This is a genomic window from Vibrio sp. B1FIG11 (genome assembly GCF_905175335.1).
GTDB lineage: Bacteria > Pseudomonadota > Gammaproteobacteria > Enterobacterales > Vibrionaceae > Vibrio > Vibrio campbellii.
The window spans coordinates 1,482,747-1,498,311 of record NZ_HG992752.1; the positions used below are offsets into that span (position 1 = coordinate 1,482,747).

15 protein-coding genes are annotated in these 15,565 nt (G+C 43.7%); 2 read left to right on the forward strand and 13 right to left on the reverse strand.

What is annotated here, in order from left to right; translation table 11 throughout:
- Positions 1-24 precede the first annotated feature (24 nt).
- From betA to KHO06_RS26650, 5 genes are all read right to left on the reverse strand, one after another.
- Positions 25-1,725 (reverse strand): choline dehydrogenase, encoded by a 1,701-nt coding sequence (betA, locus tag KHO06_RS23260; RefSeq protein WP_212582632.1) that lies wholly within the window; start codon positions 1,723-1,725, stop codon positions 25-27.
- Positions 1,726-1,744: 19 nt separating this feature from the next.
- Positions 1,745-3,205, reverse strand: a complete 1,461-nt coding sequence (betB, locus tag KHO06_RS23265; RefSeq protein ID WP_212582633.1) for a betaine-aldehyde dehydrogenase — start codon at positions 3,203-3,205, stop codon at positions 1,745-1,747.
- Positions 3,206-3,221: 16 nt separating this feature from the next.
- Positions 3,222-3,821 carry a transcriptional regulator BetI gene (betI, locus tag KHO06_RS23270; RefSeq protein WP_212582634.1) on the reverse strand — a complete coding sequence of 200 codons (600 nt, stop codon included), beginning with the start codon at positions 3,819-3,821 and terminating at the stop codon, positions 3,222-3,224.
- 423 nt (positions 3,822-4,244) lie between these two features.
- A complete protein-coding gene (locus KHO06_RS23275; RefSeq protein ID WP_244858419.1) occupies positions 4,245-4,937 on the reverse strand; it encodes a GGDEF domain-containing protein in 693 nt (230 codons plus the stop codon).
- 191 nt (positions 4,938-5,128) lie between these two features.
- The gene (locus KHO06_RS26650; protein WP_244858420.1) at positions 5,129-5,296 is read right to left on the reverse strand and encodes a hypothetical protein; all 168 of its coding nucleotides are present in this window, start codon (positions 5,294-5,296) and stop codon (positions 5,129-5,131) included.
- Between the two features lie 205 nt (positions 5,297-5,501).
- Between KHO06_RS26650 and KHO06_RS23280 the strand changes: the two genes are divergently transcribed.
- Positions 5,502-5,822: a hypothetical protein gene (locus tag KHO06_RS23280; protein ID WP_010451345.1), complete on the forward strand. Its 321-nt coding sequence runs from the start codon at positions 5,502-5,504 to the stop codon at positions 5,820-5,822.
- Positions 5,823-6,060: 238 nt separating this feature from the next.
- Positions 6,061-6,222, forward strand: coding sequence for a hypothetical protein (locus KHO06_RS23285; RefSeq protein WP_212582635.1), 162 nt, complete (start codon positions 6,061-6,063; stop codon positions 6,220-6,222).
- 514 nt (positions 6,223-6,736) lie between these two features.
- Here the strand turns inward: KHO06_RS23285 and KHO06_RS23290 are convergent.
- From KHO06_RS23290 to KHO06_RS23325, 8 genes are all read right to left on the reverse strand, one after another.
- Complete coding sequence (locus tag KHO06_RS23290; RefSeq protein ID WP_005425852.1) at positions 6,737-7,999, reverse strand: amidohydrolase family protein; 1,263 nt, start codon at positions 7,997-7,999, stop codon at positions 6,737-6,739.
- Between the two features lie 97 nt (positions 8,000-8,096).
- A complete protein-coding gene (locus KHO06_RS23295) occupies positions 8,097-9,071 on the reverse strand; it encodes an XRE family transcriptional regulator (protein ID WP_212582636.1) in 975 nt (324 codons plus the stop codon).
- A 579-nt stretch (positions 9,072-9,650) separates the two neighbouring features.
- Complete coding sequence (locus KHO06_RS23300) at positions 9,651-10,466, reverse strand: ricin-type beta-trefoil lectin domain protein (RefSeq protein WP_045379864.1); 816 nt, start codon at positions 10,464-10,466, stop codon at positions 9,651-9,653.
- 313 nt (positions 10,467-10,779) lie between these two features.
- A complete protein-coding gene (locus KHO06_RS23305; protein ID WP_244858421.1) occupies positions 10,780-12,204 on the reverse strand; it encodes a hypothetical protein in 1,425 nt (474 codons plus the stop codon).
- An 88-nt stretch (positions 12,205-12,292) separates the two neighbouring features.
- Positions 12,293-12,973 carry an OmpA family protein gene (locus tag KHO06_RS23310; protein ID WP_212582638.1) on the reverse strand — a complete coding sequence of 227 codons (681 nt, stop codon included), beginning with the start codon at positions 12,971-12,973 and terminating at the stop codon, positions 12,293-12,295.
- An 8-nt stretch (positions 12,974-12,981) separates the two neighbouring features.
- On the reverse strand, positions 12,982-14,529 hold the full coding sequence (locus tag KHO06_RS23315) for a TadE/TadG family type IV pilus assembly protein (protein ID WP_212582639.1): 1,548 nt from the start codon (positions 14,527-14,529) through the stop codon (positions 12,982-12,984).
- A gap of 4 nt (positions 14,530-14,533) precedes the next feature.
- Positions 14,534-15,094, reverse strand: a complete 561-nt coding sequence (gene tadF / locus KHO06_RS23320; RefSeq protein WP_038868070.1) for a tight adherence pilus pseudopilin TadF — start codon at positions 15,092-15,094, stop codon at positions 14,534-14,536.
- The gene (locus KHO06_RS23325) at positions 15,081-15,563 is read right to left on the reverse strand and encodes a TadE family protein (protein WP_045423976.1); all 483 of its coding nucleotides are present in this window, start codon (positions 15,561-15,563) and stop codon (positions 15,081-15,083) included. The genes tadF and KHO06_RS23325 overlap by 14 nt, the downstream gene beginning before the upstream one ends.
- Positions 15,564-15,565 lie beyond the last annotated feature (2 nt).

Genomic DNA, 15,565 nt, shown 5'->3' on the forward strand with positions numbered 1-15,565 from the left:
AATTCCTTGTAATGATTACTGACTTTATGAGATTGAGCTTAAGTCTCTTTTTGGCGGACGCATTCTTTGCGTCTCTTGCCAGTTCGGAGCAATCCAAACCGGTGTGTTATTCGATTGTTCGAGTACGTTCCCCAAGATCATGTCCGCGGCACGCTCTGCGACCATGATGGTTGGGGCGTTTAAGTTGCCATTCGGAATGGTTGGGAAGATGGATGAATCCACTACACGCAAGCCTTCAATGCCGCGCACTTGGCAGGCTTCATTCAGAACTGCCATTGGATCATCTTCTGAGCCCATTTTGCAGCTGCACGATGGGTGGTAAGCACTTTCTACATTTTGCTTCACCCATTCATCAATCGCCTCATCGCTGGTGATGTTAAGACCCGGTTGGATCTCTTCACCGCGAAACGCATCCATTGCTGGTTGATTAAGGATTTCACGCGTTAAACGAATACAGTCTCGCCAATCCTGCTTATCTTGTTCCGTCGAGATGTAATTGAACTCGATTTTTGGTTTGTCATTTGGGTTAGCAGAAACCACTTCGACACTGCCGCGACTCTCTGGCTTGTTTGGACCAACATGCACTTGGAACCCGTGACCATCAAATGCCGCACGACCGTCATAACGCATTGCTGCTGGTAGGAAATGATATTGAATGTTTGGCGATTTCAATCCTTCACGAGAACGGATGAACGCACACGATTCAAAGTGGTTGGTTGCACCCAGACCTTTGCGCGTCAAAATCCATTCCGTACCAATCAAACCTTTGCTGATCAAACCTAGCTTGCTGTTAAGCGTGATCGGCTGCTTGCAGTGATACTGGAAGTACACTTCGAGGTGATCTTGCAGGTTCTTACCCACGCCTTCTAGTGCGTGTTTCACTTCAATGCCCGCTTTTTCAAGCACAGTCTTAGGACCAATACCCGAAAGTTGCAGCAGTTGTACCGAGCCGATAGAGCCTGCACTCGACACCACTTCTTTGTTAGCAAAGCACTGTTTTATCTTACCTGATTGCTCGAACTCAATGCCGACCGCTTTCTTGCCTTCAAGCAAAATGCGATGAGCGGTAACGCCTTTCATCAAGGTGAAATTACTGCGCTTTTTTGCACGGCTTAAGTAAGCGTTAGAGGTAGAAGCGCGCACGCCTTTGTCTACCGTCATGTGCATTGGACCGAAGCCCTCTTGCTGATAGCCGTTGTAGTCTTGCGTTTCTGGGTAGCCTGCATCTTTACCCGCTTCGATAAACGCTTGGTAAAGTGGATTCAGCTTCATGTCGTTGCCGTTGCACGTCCCTACAGGACCGCTGTCGCCACGGTATTCGTCAGCGCCGCCTGTCCAAGTTTCCGCTTTACGGAAGTACGGCAGACACGCTTGGTAGTTCCAGCCTTTCGCGCCTTCTGCTTCCCATTCGTCAAAGTCACAAGCATGACCACGAACATAAACCATGCCGTTGATCGAAGAGCTACCGCCCAAAACTTTGCCGCGTGGACAATGCAGTTGGCGTCCGTCTAACCCATCTTCCGCAACAGTTTCGAACTGCCATGCATACTTTTCAGTATTCATTGGGTAAGACAGCGCCGTTGGCATTTGGATGAAGATGCTCTTGTCTGAGCCACCCGCTTCCAACAGTAAGACTTGGTGCTGACCGCTTTCACTCAGGCGATCCGCTAAGACACAGCCTGCCGAGCCCGCACCGACGATGATGTAATCGTAGTGTTGTTGCATTACAAATCCTCCTGACTGATTACGCGTAAGGGCTGTCGAAATCGCCCAAATGCACTAACACGCTCTTGGTTTGGGTGTAATGCTTGAGGGTTTCCACGCCGTTTTCACGTCCAATGCCAGACAGTTTGTAACCGCCAACGGGCATTTCAGCTGGAGAGTCACCCCAGGTGTTAATCCAACAGATTCCTGCTTGGATTTGGTGAATGACGCGGTGTGCACGAGAGAGATTTTGCGTGAACACGCCAGCTGCAAGTCCGTAATCGGTGTTGTTAGCGCGTGCAATCACTTCGTCTTCGCCACTGAACTTAAGCACTGACATTACGGGACCAAAGATCTCTTGCTGCACGTGCGACATGTCGTCTTCGCAATCAATGAAAACCGTTGGCACAACAAAATTACCGCTCGCCAAGCCGTTTTCTGTGACTTTGTAGCCTCCAGTCAGCAGCGTTGCTTTGCTTGCTTTCGCTTGTTCAATTGCGGAAAGAACTTTTGATTCGTGCTCTTTGGAAATTAGCGCGCCAATTTGGGTGTGCTCATCAAGCGGATCGCCAACCACCAGCAGTTCAGTACGCTTCTTAAGTTGAGCGACGAAATCGTCATAAATACCTTCATGAACGAACACGCGAGTACCGTGTGTACAAACCTCACCTTGGGTGTAGAAGTTTGCAACCATTGCAGCAGAAACCGCGTCGTCTAGCTTGGCATCATCAAAAATGATCATTGGTGATTTACCGCCAAGCTCCATAGTGACTTGCTTCAGCGTATTGGCACTGTCACCCATCACCACTTTGCCCGTACCGGATTCACCCGTGAAAGAGACTTTAGCGATGTCTGGATGTGCAGTGAGCATCTGCCCTACTCGGTAATCACCTTGAATGACGTTGAACACGCCATCTGGCAACCCTGCTTCGCTGTAAATTTCTGCCAGTTTGAGCGCGGTTAACGGTGTTTCTTCTGATGGCTTAAAGATCATCGCATTACCCGCAGCAAGCGCAGGAGCAGACTTCCACATCGCGATTTGAATTGGGTAGTTCCATGCACCAATGCCTGCACAAATGCCTAGAGGCTCGCGGCGAGTGTAGAAAAACTGCGATTCATTCAGCGGTTGCTGTTCACCATGCATGCAAGGCGCAAGGCCTGCGTAGTACTCGATCACATCTGCGCCCGTTGCAATGTCTACGCAATTCGCTTCTTGAATCGGTTTGCCCGTATCCGCGACTTCTAATGCTGCCAGTTCGTCGTTTCTTTCACGAAGTAGCGCCACCGCTTTAAGCAAAATGCGGCTTCGTTCTGTCGCCGTCATTGCAGACCAAATCGCAAAACCACGTTTGGCAGATTCAATTGCCGCTTGCATGTCTTGCTGGTTAGCCTGCTTCACATTTGCAAGCGGTTCACCATTGGCGGGATTATATGTGGTGAAGTGTTCTTCTGAGCATCCTAGGTGCATGGCACCATCGATGTAGTGTGCTTTCATATCCATTTGAAGGTTTGACTCTTTATTTTAGTTTTGAGTAGAACGTGAGCTGTTTATCGAGATAGTCGTTGATGATGACGCGCGCTTTCTCGGCATCGATGCCTTGCGGGTTGAGCGTTCCGCGCAGCCAAATGCCATCAATCAGTGACGCAATACCATGCGCTACAAGCTCTGCTTGGTCTTGATCCAACAAAGCTTTTAATTCTTTTTTTAGATGAGAAAGGAGTCGTCGTTCATTCACTCGTTGCAGACGTTTGAGCTGTGCGTCATGCATGGAGTAAGACCAGAATGCCAACCAAGTTTTTGCCACTTGATTCTCGGCTTGGAAACCCACAAAGTTGCCGTCGATGATGGCATTAATACGTTGATGATGCGCATCAGCTGGCAGCTGGCTTAGGTTCTCTTTGATGGTGGCAGAAAGCTGGCGCAGGATCTCACGCATGGTCTCTTCTAACAGACCGTGCTTACCACCGAAATAGTGATTAATGATCCCCATTGACACTCCTGCTTCTTTGCTGATCAACGAGATACTCGCGGCGTGCAAACCTACTCTGTCAATGACCGACATCGTCGCTTTGACTAGCTGCGGTTTTCTGATTTCAGGCATCCCAACCTTGGGCATTTTGCATCCTTGTTATTTTTAATTGAACGGTTAGTTAAATATAAAATGCCTTAAATTTAGTTTGAACTCAAACTAATTATCTAGAAAAAATGACAGGTACAGCCGAATCATTTCGACTACAATCATTACTAAAACTTGAGAAAAGATAGATTTCACGAAGATTTAACACGTAAAAACAGAAAAACAAAAACCATAATAATCAATAACTAAACCACCTTTAACGCAAGTTATAGAGATACCAACTCATGAGCAATTCGTGCGCATCAAAAGTACAAATAAAGACAAATACAATGAACTCAAATAATTTCAGCACGTTTTATTTTTAGAGTTATCAATTGAGCGATGAATGTGGCTCCAACACCAAGTTGGTTGTTCGTTTAAGGCTCGCAACTCTCAAATCGACTCAATAAAATGGAAGTGTTGTTATTCGCAATGACAAGTCATCACCTTTTGCTCTTCAAGATCTTCTAAGCAGCAAACGCAGTTTCGTCCCTGATCTTTAGCTCGATATAGTGCTCTATCTGCAAATCTGTAGCTTTGCTCCACTGAACGACTGATCGTAGCAAGCCCGGTACTGACCGTAATGCTATGAGCACTTCGCTCTTGAATGATTTCTCTCAGTCGATGGATTGCTTCAAACGCATTTTGAATATTGGTTTCGGGCATGATGATGGCAAACTCTTCCCCACCAACTCGGGCGACTATATCGGTTTCACGGCTTTCTGATTTCATTAACTCACCGAGGTCTTTAAGCACTTCATCACCAACATCGTGACCATGTCTATCATTGATTTGTTTGAAATAATCGATATCGATAATCGCGAGTGTTGCATTGGATACACCGTAACGATCCGCGATATTTGCAAACCGTTTAAGTTCCGTATCAAAACGACGACGGTTCCAACAACTAGTGAGTGGGTCTTTTTCTGCAAGTTGTTTTAACTCACGCTCCAAGCGCACGCGATGGCTTATGTCACGGAAACTGATGACATAGCGGTCCGCTAGGGCAAGCCCTAACTGATAGTGCGTAATTTGAGTATCCAGAGTGAGGTGATCACCAAAGCGGTTTGTCACTTTAATCTCACCCTTCCAGTATTCCTGTGTTTCCAAAGCCAAGAGTGCTTCTTTAAAACCATTCAGGTCATAACGCTCTATGGACTGAGATTTTAACTGCTCACTCGTATATCCGATTAACTTAGAAAAGTTTCTATTCGAAAAGTCGATGCATAAGTTCTTGTTAAGAATAACGATTCCGGTGACGGAGTGTGCGGCAATCCCTGCAATTTTTGAATCTAGGTGCTTGTTTTCTAATGGTAATTTCGCATTACCAATAAAAGTCCCATTAAGAACAATAACAACGCTTGCCAATTGTAATCGTGAGTTAAGGTGTAGATACCCCATGCAACCATGATCGCCAAATAGATAAGGGAAATTAGCTTTCGCTTGGTGTCATTACTAAATTTTTTGGCGTTCATTCAAGCACTCCAGATCATCGAATCACGCTAAGGTTAATAAATTCAAACAGTTGAGATTTACCAATTCGCGCCATGGGCTCAAGACTGACACCACTCTGACAAAACTAGGATTGTAATTTGTCTGAGCCAATGTCGTTTAATGGCAATTTTTGAAAGTCATTCCCCTTTATCTTACTTATCAACTTGTTTGAATTAGGAAAGAGAAATGAAAGCACGCAATGCCCTTTTAATTTTATTGACGAGCACGATTGGCTTTAACGCATACGCGATTACAGACGCTAGCAAGATTGGTGCGAACGCAGGTGCAATGAGTTACTGTTACGATCACATTGCATCTAGCAAAGACAAATCAAAATATCGCTTGCTCAAGCTGAAAACCTTGGAAGAGTATCAAGATCTGGATAGTGGTGACCGCGCAAGAGCGCTGGTAATGAAGAAAGCTGCAGAAGACGGAGATTACCTAGGTGACCCGTTGGATAAATCTCGTTGCAACAGCCTAAGAAAAATGTTGTTTGTGAAATACTAGTAACACCAAAATACTACAAAGCCATCACTGTTTAGTGGTGGTTTTTTTGTATCTATAACCCACTCATCACAGATTCAATCTAGCTATCAGTGACCAACCCAATCAATATTATTTCGCTATCTTTACACTAAAGATGGCGCTAAATGGTAAGTCCTCATCCCCTCTTATTCCTACTATATCGCTACAGGGTATGCATTGAGCGACAGGAGTCCCCCCCAACTTAAACATGAGAGACCAAATGACTTACACAGAGTTCAAACAAACTGATTTACACACCTGCCTTACCGTTGCTGGCGAATTGATGATAACGGTTGTTAAAGCTGCTTTTAAAACCGTAAAGGCGCTAATCAAGGCCTTTAGCTGGTTGGTAATCAAAACCTATCGCTATGTGATGAAGTAAACCTGTAAGCCCTTTCACCAAAATCTTTTTAGTCCGAACCGCGCCTTATTTAAGGCGCGTTTTTTTGTTTGCCGTGTATTGCATTCAATCAACCCTTCTATTCTTTACCCTAGTAACCTTAAGATGCTTGGGTATCTCCTTCTCGTTCCCCTATCTTTTTGTTTACGCCTGCCATCTAATAACCAGCCCGTAACGACTTCGCTCTAAAAAGATGAAATCTGTGCCTCTTTATTCTCCTATACCGTTTAATTTAAGGTGTTCTGCCTTCTACATTACCGTGGTAGAACACAACTAAACTCAATGCTAGAAGACCATTAAGGCGCTCTCGATAGCCAATACGAATGAGTCTAAAAGAGCAACGATGGTTTAACGCGAGTAGATTTTGGCAGTAAGATCCAAATGGACGGAGCCAACAATAGATTAGCCGATAAGGTTTTTAAAAAGTGATATCCACTCTAATCCCAAGACGCAAAAAAGGCGCTCAGTGAGCGCCTTTAGTAATGAGGTATTTAGCTTATAGTGTGTTCTTATAAACAACACCGTCTTTCATGATGACTTTCTTGGTCTCATCCTGCATCACGCAATCGACACCTTCTAGTGGATTCCCATCGACGATAAGTAAATCTGCATACGCACCTTCCACAATTTGACCTAATTTGCCCTCTTGATATGGGTGTTTGTAAGTCGACAATTCAAATAGACGACCACAGTTTGAAGTTGCCATGCGCAGCGCTGTAATGGTGTCGAATGTTTTTTCAATCGCACCAAGCTCTTGCATCTGACTTTCATGCACGTTTGCTTTACCAACACAGTCGGTACCAAACGCTAGGTTTTGAATATCGTATTTCTTGATAAGCTCAGCAGACTTAAACATTGCCTTACCAACGCGTTCTGTCTTGCGGTAAGTCTCTTCGTTTGGCAACGGGATCTTACGTTCTGCAATCAATGATGACGTGAAGTATGAAGGAACCAGCCAGATGCCTTTCTCTTTTACAATTTGGGCGATTTCATCGTCCATAATAGTAGCGTGCTCAAAGGACATGACGCCCGCTTCTGCTGCTCGTTTCATCGCTGGTGCTGTGTGAATATGAGCCGCCACATAGGTACCATAGTCGCTTGCCGCTTCTACCGCCGCTTTCATCTCATCTAACGTGTATTGCAGCGTGTCCAAAGGGTCAAATGTCGAAGATGCACCGCCCCCCGCCATCACTTTGATTTGAGATGCGCCCATAAACAACTGCTCTCGAACCGCTTTCAACACTTCTGCACGGCCATCCGCGACTTTAAATGCGCCCGTCTTCATTAGTGGGGAGTCTTCATGACCGTTCGTTAGACGTTCTTGCGCTTGGTTTTGACGGTAGTCTGAGTGACCACAAGTTTGCGAAATCGCCGCCATACAAGGCAAAATTCGAGGACCTTTGGCGTAACCTTTATCGATGCTGTTTTTCAAGCCCAGTGTGTTGCCAGCAACATCACGAATGGTCGTAAAGCCACGCATCAACATCTCTTCAGAAATTCTCGCAGAACGAATCGCAATCTCTTCGCGAGTCATGCCATCCAGTTCATTAAAGCCAGCTGAAAGCGTGATGTGTACGTGCGCATCAATCAGACCTGGCATCACCGTTTTGCCCTCTGCATCAATGATTTGCTCAGCCTTCGAGTCATCCACTTTCCCGATTTGTGTGATTAAGTTGTTTTCAATCAGAAGGTCCACGTTCTTCAGAAGTTGCTCATCCACACCGTTAAACACGTTTGCATTTTTAATTACGATACTCATGGTTTCTATCTCCGAGTCAGTTGTCTCAATACAGGTGCATCATATCGAGTGACTCGGAAATAGAATTGCCATTTCACGACAGATGAGGACAAAGTATTTAACTTACCAGTACATCGATTGGCTTAGCCACACTTCTAAAATCTCGGAGGTTACATAAGTTGCAGTTCGGGTCGCAGTTAGCTAAGCACTCAAGCTTTTCCCTCACTTTCTTTAATATGACCGGGTTGGAGATGGATTTAATGATGTTATGTTTGAGCAAGTAAACACCCATGCTCCCCTTTTCTTTTGGAGGATAGTATTTTATTTCTTCAGCATTAAAGACCAACTTACTGAAGGCGACCAATGGTTGGAAATCAACAATAAAGAAGTAGGCATAATCTTTCTTACTTGAATAACGAATTAGGTAATAACACAGAGCTTGGACAATTAATTCGAAATAGTGCGTTGAACTTGTATAGTACCCCACACCAATCAAGCAACTTCGCTCAGCATCCTCTCTAGAAAGAGTAATGAACGAAGGGAGTCCATTAATACCGTCGATGTTCACCATTCCGTACCAATGGCCGACAATCGCATCCTGATCGTTTTTGATAAGGACGCATTGATACTTTACCTCGCTCGCTTTCTCTTTAAGCTCTTGGTAGAAACGAGTCAGTGGAGAAATATTATGGTTAAACTCTTTGAACATATCGCTGTACTCATTAAGCGTCAGGCTTCTAATTTCGCTTTTCGGGGGTCCAGAGACTTTGCGATACGATAGGTTTGAGATTGAAAAGTCGAGCGCGCGAACCAAAGTGCTAATCACAGCATCATGCTTGTTACTGTATCGAACTTGCGATAAGTCCATGCGAAGGATGACTTCTATCAAGTCAATATCCAAGCATTTAGCAATATAGAGCTGCTTATAAGTTGGAGGAATACTTTTCCCCGTGAACCACCGACTTAGGGTGATAGAGTCTAAACCTTTAAACTCTTCATAATAGTTATTTTGTAATAGTGCGATCAGGTCTTTTCGAGAAATACCCCTTATGTATACCCATCTACTCAACTCATCTTTAAAACAATAAGTCATATAACTTCCCCTCCCAAAACACACTTAAGCACCAGCTTTTAATAAGGGTACCCAAGCTAAATATTGCATTGAGATCCATGGATACTTCTATAGGTACCCTCTAGAAATCGATACAGCCGACTGTAAGGGAGGTTATTGAATTTGATACTTTTTAGATATATGTGCACAGCACTCTCAGATTTTTCTTACGTCACATAAAGAAGCATATGAAACTGAAACATTTCGACATAAGAAGCAACTTCTGGTGTCAGAGTTCATTTCTGGAAGAGCCCCATTCATTTGAACAAACGAGTGGATGATAAATCTCTGAAGGTGATGTTTGAAGGAAAGGAGTCGGTTATAACTAGCCATGCTTTTATTGCGAGTAGGACAATATGCCCCCTATTACTGCTTTCCTGATAGCCTGATAGCCTGATAGCCTGATAGCCTGATAGCCTGATAGCCTGATAGCCTGATAGTAAACAATTGAAGTTTGCGAAAGAAAGGTGGCAAGGCCACCAATCTTAAGGTCATGGTGTTTCATCAACATAATAAAAACGAGATATAGAGTAAATTCTTAGAATATTTTTTATGGTGTCGTTAGTAAGGTTTGTATAACTCAATCCAAGGGTTAAATGCCGAACCTTTAGATTCAAGTAACCATTTATCTCCTGGTTTTACCTCAACGGTTTTAGTTTTTAATCCTCGGCCTACAAATGTCTTTGGCCATCCACCTATCGTTAAGCTTGTTACATCTCCTGATACCCACTTATCCCAACTAAGGAAAGCCGAAATAGAGTGCTTCTTAGAATAGTATATATCTGAGCCATTCTTGATCATCGGCGTAAAGTTGTAAGCGCCATCATTATAATATTTAACATGAATCATCTTTTTCACATCACGTGGTGTAAATGCTTGATTAGTGTCATTCGGTATATTACAAGTATCAAGGAAGGCCCCTGAACGAGAGAAGTTTACACAATAGCCATTCTTTGACTGAAAATAGTATTTACCGGCATTATTATTACGTAGTTTGAACTTTTGATTATCTCCACCATGACATTTCCACATAATAACTTCAGAATAAAGTCGATCTTCGGCATCCTTGATGTCTAAACAAAAGTCTTTGCTTGAATGCTGATCTAAAACGGTGTTGACAGATGCTTTTAACTGACCATCAATATAATTGAATCGCTGGTTTTTTTGGCCATTACACTCCCAAGCGCCTACGTTCTGTCCGTTGTAAAACGGTTCAGCTAGCATCCCACCAAAGATATCAACACAAGTATTTGGCTCGAGTTCAAACGTCATTGTGTAGTTATGCAATGCACTATCATTTCTTAACATGTTTGCATTTGCAGTAGGTACAATAAATAGTAGACCTAGTGTGGTAGAAAAAAGATACTTTGATTTCATAAAGATTACACTCCTAAATGGTTATCACGTTGGAATTGCAACTTTATTGGCCATATAAATATGTTCAATATGTTTTTTATTACACTAAAAATATTTGTCGATGTTATTCTCAATTTGACATATGCAATTAAGATGAATCTTTAATTATTCGAAAAATGGCCTCTATAAGCACATTGCCTATGGTGAAGCGTATTGGGGAACAGCAGAGAAACCACGCCGTTTAAGATTCACATTCGTAGAGTATTGGATGAGGTAAATAGATAAGAGCCACAAACTGTGGCTCTTGGTAATGATCGTCTATGGACTGTTTCGTTTAGTTCATACTCACCATACAAACGAGCTTGTTCTTATCAAACGCTTTATCTAGCTCTTGGTGTTTTACCGATGAATAGACTTTTCCTTGTTCAGTCCAATAATCTCCGTCAGCGAGGTTGGCATACTGTTCCAAATACTCATAAGCCGCTTTACTCGGCAAACTTGAGGACAAACGCTCACAGTATTGCGACGCCTCTTCACGATTCAAGAAAATGTCGTGAGACTTTTGGTTTCCTTTGAATTTAGGCAATAAATAGGTGAATGCTTCGTCTTTGTAGAGCACCTTGTTAGCATAACGTTTCACATCTTGCGCTTTAGTCGTGTTCAGCTCCGCCACCGCTCGAGAAGGCAACAGGCTCTCAGAAAACTTTGTATTGGTTTGAGCATCAGTCTGGCCGCTATGCGTATTCTTCGATTCTTCGGCAATTAAATTGGCCGGGGCCGTTTGCGCTGGATTCGCCTTTTTTGAAAATGGAAAGAAGTAATCACCGCCATTCTTAAGGTTGAGTTTAAGCGACTGGGTTTTGCCTTTATTCACTGCACGCACACTATAAATCCCAACGTAATTGCCCGTTACATCGACGCTTTCACCACTACCGACTTCTTGATCGTTGATGTAGAAGACCGTATTTTTTGAGTTTGAACGAAACACAAAGCGCACTCTATCTAAGTTTAACGCCTGTCTAAGCTCCACTTCTGTATTTGCACTGTAGGCATATTTGTAGCTCGCGTCTGCAGTAAAAGACAAGTCACCATTTAATCTTTGGGTTGCATCCACCACTCTAAAACCCGTAAGTTGAACGCGTGACAAACCGCCTTTACTCAATACAAAGGCGTTCTTAATGGAAGGGAGGTTTCTGTTTACACAGGTCGACAAACTCTCAGCGACGTTACATTGCAAATTACCATCGTAGGAGTCATGAAGGATGCGTTTCGATTCATCCAAATGACGAGCTTTGATCTTCTCGTAGAGGACGAGAAGTGCGTCATTTTTCACTCGTTCGATCTGACTGGCAGCTTGTTGATCTTCTGAAAGCTGGTGTTTAGTCTCAACGAGCAACTTCCCTGCCGTTTCGATTTCCTTTTTCATGGTGTTCACTTTGGCAGACATATTACGCAAAGTGAGAATGAGCGAGTCATCGTAAACGCCATCGACTAACTTATCTTTTAAACGATTTGAATCCGATTTGATCATCTCGACGTTATTAGCCAAATTGATCTTGGTCGACTCAATCTCAGCACTTAACTTGTTGTAATGCGAGATAGTTTCGTCAATATTGAGTGCTTTATACTCTTGCTCGTACGTAGCATTAATGCTGTTTAGTTTATCTTTCTCATTAAAGTTAATTAGCTCTGAGGCAGCGGTAACACCACTCCATGCTAGACCCACCCATATGACTAATACTGTTTTAGATTTACCCACTGCCACTCCAAATTGACCCACCACGACACCATTGTTGTTAAAGCTTCACCTTGCGTTTTAGGCAAGGTGAACGCTCTGCGATTAAAACCTATTCCGTTGGCTTTACTTCGTCTGGTTTTATTTGATCTGGTTTTGCCTGATCATTCTTAGAAGCCCATATTTCTGAGCGTCTGTTTTGTGATCGTCCCTCAGCGGTTGAATTCGACGCAATCGGCTGAGTTTCACCAAATGAACGAACGACAATACGGCTTTTATCCACGCCTTGCGCAATCAAACCGTTAGACGTTGTCAACGCACGCTGCAAGCCCAACGATTGGTTGTAGCCTTCAGAACCCTTGCTGTCGGTGTGGCCATCTACCGCAATAGCACTATCGCTATTTTTAAGCGAACCTGCGAGTTGATTCAGAGCCTTACTGCCCATCGGAGTTAAGTTGGATTGGTCAAAGCCAAAATGCAGACGCGCAACTAAGCCCTTGCCTTGTAGATAGTTGTTTTGATTGCCAATCCAAGTCGAACATCTAGATTGTTCCAACCCCAACTTTGATTTACCCGCCAACACTTGTTTTAGCTCGTGACTGTCGGATTTCTGCTCTATCTGCAAAAAGCCCTGTCGATGTTGACCAATTCCGATAACATCATCCACAGAGACACTATGTTGGTACTCGCTGAAGGTATTGTCGCAATAAACACTAAGCCCTTCTCCAGCCTTTACTGCAAAGCTTAACTGCATCATTGATAACGCGATTGCGCCAATCACTAACTTTTTCATATTTTCCTCTAGTACAACTTAGTTATTCCGCTTGTTTTTGAGCCTTTGCGGATGAGTTCTTCTATCTTTTCAATCAATTCATCTAAGTCAGACACATCGATGATGTCTTCACTTGGATTGACAACACAGTCTTGAAAACCACTTTGTTGAGAGGCGCGAAAGTCGATGCCAATAACACCGATGTATAAGCCCGGAACCTCTGCTCTGGCTTTGTCACACATACCGTTGTCTACTAGCCCCTTCAGAATGCCGTTGTTAGGGGTTTCCTGGCCGTCACTCAAAATCAGCAACATCTTGATTTTCTTGTTGTAAGCTTGCTGCTCTTCTTCATCGGTACTGTTTGGGTCTCCATCATGAAGAACCTGAGATCCTCTTAATATGCCTTGAAACGCTGCAGTACCACCGTCTGCCCACATCGACTTAATCGAGTCCAAATCTGAAAGTTTGTTCGACAATTGAATGTTATAAAATTGCGATGAATTTGAAGAACCATGAGCATTAAACAGTCGCGTGCCGCTCACACCATAGAAATTAGGCTTTAATCCTGATTTATCAGTAAACATGGTCGATACTGAAGTCGGTAAATCAACATAGTTGTAGACATCAGCTACGGCATAGCGATCTGCGTCGAGAACATCACGAATACGTTTGGCATAATTGTGATTTTCTGCCCGAGGGCTTCGACAGCTCGACTGCCAATAAGCACAATTATTCACTTCGCTTGCTGTATACGTGCGCCAGTAGTCCCAATCGACATCGTTGTAGCTATAAGGTGACAAGTAAGCCTTGTACCCGTTCTTGTAACTTAGTTGGCTTGTCGCATTGGCTCTATTGCCTGCCACAATTTCTCTGGTGCGAACGTTAAACGGCACAAAACCAACTCGGTTAAGCAGTTTATCTCCTGTTGTGTCTTCTCCAGGCTCATCACAAACGTCTTTCCACTCTCCGTCGACGAAATCTTGACGGATTTTTTTACAAAGAATCTTGTTTGATATCTGATCGATCGCGGTTTTCAAATCATCGATTTTTTTATGTCGACTTGATCCCCATCTTTCGTCCATCGAACCTGAAAAATCAGATACGAAGACAATATCGATGTTGTTATCTCCAAGGTAAACGGGGTATTTTCTGGCTAACGAACGGCCCGCTAAATCCTGTTGCTCATTAAAAGAAGGAACAAAACTACTCGCAAACCATGAGTCGTGTGTCGTCCTTGCGTTCACCGTATATTGAATGTATTCGAGCCCCCCTGCCCCTTCATCTTCCGTCTGATGAAATCGCTGGGCAGAAAGGCTGGCTGATTTAATATCTCGCACATAGTTTTCGACATATTTCGTTGCCAGTTCACGAGCTGCACCGGGCTGGTCTTCAATGGTCACCGCCATCGCAGCAGCCTCTGCTGAGTCTCTTAATCGGCTGGACTCTTGAACATAACGTGTTCCCTCAACAGCCCAAAAAGTGAACCCCATGATAGGAACAAGCAATAAACCCATCCATATCGCGGCGACGCCTTTTTGTTGTTGGAGACTTTGATGCTGGTATCGCTGCATTTTCATTTCATTATCTCCCTGGCATGATTGAAGAAGAGCCAATCTTGACCGTTGTCCCTGTGCCACCATTGAAAAAAGGTTTGAACCAAGAGCTTTGCTCTTCACATACACTGACTCGATACAGTGGGTATACGATGCCTTTTTCAACCGGAGCCAAATCTGCATGAGCAAGAATTGAGTCCGTTTCGCAACCTAATTTATTGAATTTGCTACTGGTAAAAGCAGCCACATTCGCCTTATTCGTCAACGACTCGATTTTAATCGCCACATTATCTGGCGTTGTATCCAACATCCGGCTCGCCACTTGAGTCAGGTCTTCTAAATCTGTATTGGTGACGGATAAGTTTTTCCCTGCCAACACATCAGCATCAAAGTAACGAGTACGTTCTTTGATCACATTGACCAAGGCAAAGCTGGAACGATCGAGCTTTGCGCGCACAAGTAGCTGATAACTGAGATCCGCCGCAAAAAGGTAAACACCCCACAATGCGACAAGAACAAACACAAGCTCAATAGTAAATGCGCCTTTTTGGTGCTTGGTAGAAGGTAAAAATCGGTTACGGAGTGTCATCTTTCCACCCTTCATGCTCTAAGTTCAAAACCATGGTTCGAGCAATGTCTTTATCAGCAGCACCAGTTAGTTTTATCATTGGAGAGTAGTGATACGTAACCGTGATTTCGGCTAAGTCATAATTGAAGTTCAGACCTTGATCAGAATGCCCTCTATTGGCAATAAAATCGTCATAGGTTTTGTAGTACCGACCTTGAATAGAGAATCGGGCACTATCAATTAAGAAATGCCACAGGTTATTATCGGCTTCTATCAACGTTCGAAACTTATCTTCATACTGTTGATTAATGCCTTTTCCCTCATAGATCTTTGTGTTTCTGATGGTTTCTCTGAGAGAGTACTCCGTCATGTTTACGACATAGATTTGATAGCTGGACTCGAAAATAGCAAAAGTGGCAAAGAACAAAACGAGCGCACCCAAAGCAAACTCTATCGCCGTCACCCCCTTCTGCTTGCAAAGACTTCTCATCA

Coding starts and splice junctions, on each gene's coding strand:
- KHO06_RS23300 (WP_045379864.1), bottom strand. CDS start 10,466: ATGAAATCAAAGTATCTTTTTTCTACCACACTAGGTCTACTATTTATT.
- betA (WP_212582632.1), bottom strand. CDS start 1,725: ATGCAACAACACTACGATTACATCATCGTCGGTGCGGGCTCGGCAGGC.
- betB (WP_212582633.1), bottom strand. CDS start 3,205: ATGGATATGAAAGCACACTACATCGATGGTGCCATGCACCTAGGATGC.
- KHO06_RS26650 (WP_244858420.1), bottom strand. CDS start 5,296: ATGAACGCCAAAAAATTTAGTAATGACACCAAGCGAAAGCTAATTTCC.
- betI (WP_212582634.1), bottom strand. CDS start 3,821: ATGCCCAAGGTTGGGATGCCTGAAATCAGAAAACCGCAGCTAGTCAAA.
- KHO06_RS23310 (WP_212582638.1), bottom strand. CDS start 12,973: ATGAAAAAGTTAGTGATTGGCGCAATCGCGTTATCAATGATGCAGTTA.
- KHO06_RS23325 (WP_045423976.1), bottom strand. CDS start 15,563: ATGAGAAGTCTTTGCAAGCAGAAGGGGGTGACGGCGATAGAGTTTGCT.
- tadF (WP_038868070.1), bottom strand. CDS start 15,094: ATGACACTCCGTAACCGATTTTTACCTTCTACCAAGCACCAAAAAGGC.
- KHO06_RS23315 (WP_212582639.1), bottom strand. CDS start 14,529: ATGAAAATGCAGCGATACCAGCATCAAAGTCTCCAACAACAAAAAGGC.
- KHO06_RS23290 (WP_005425852.1), bottom strand. CDS start 7,999: ATGAGTATCGTAATTAAAAATGCAAACGTGTTTAACGGTGTGGATGAG.
- KHO06_RS23285 (WP_212582635.1), top strand. CDS start 6,061: ATGACTTACACAGAGTTCAAACAAACTGATTTACACACCTGCCTTACC.
- KHO06_RS23295 (WP_212582636.1), bottom strand. CDS start 9,071: ATGACTTATTGTTTTAAAGATGAGTTGAGTAGATGGGTATACATAAGG.
- KHO06_RS23280 (WP_010451345.1), top strand. CDS start 5,502: ATGAAAGCACGCAATGCCCTTTTAATTTTATTGACGAGCACGATTGGC.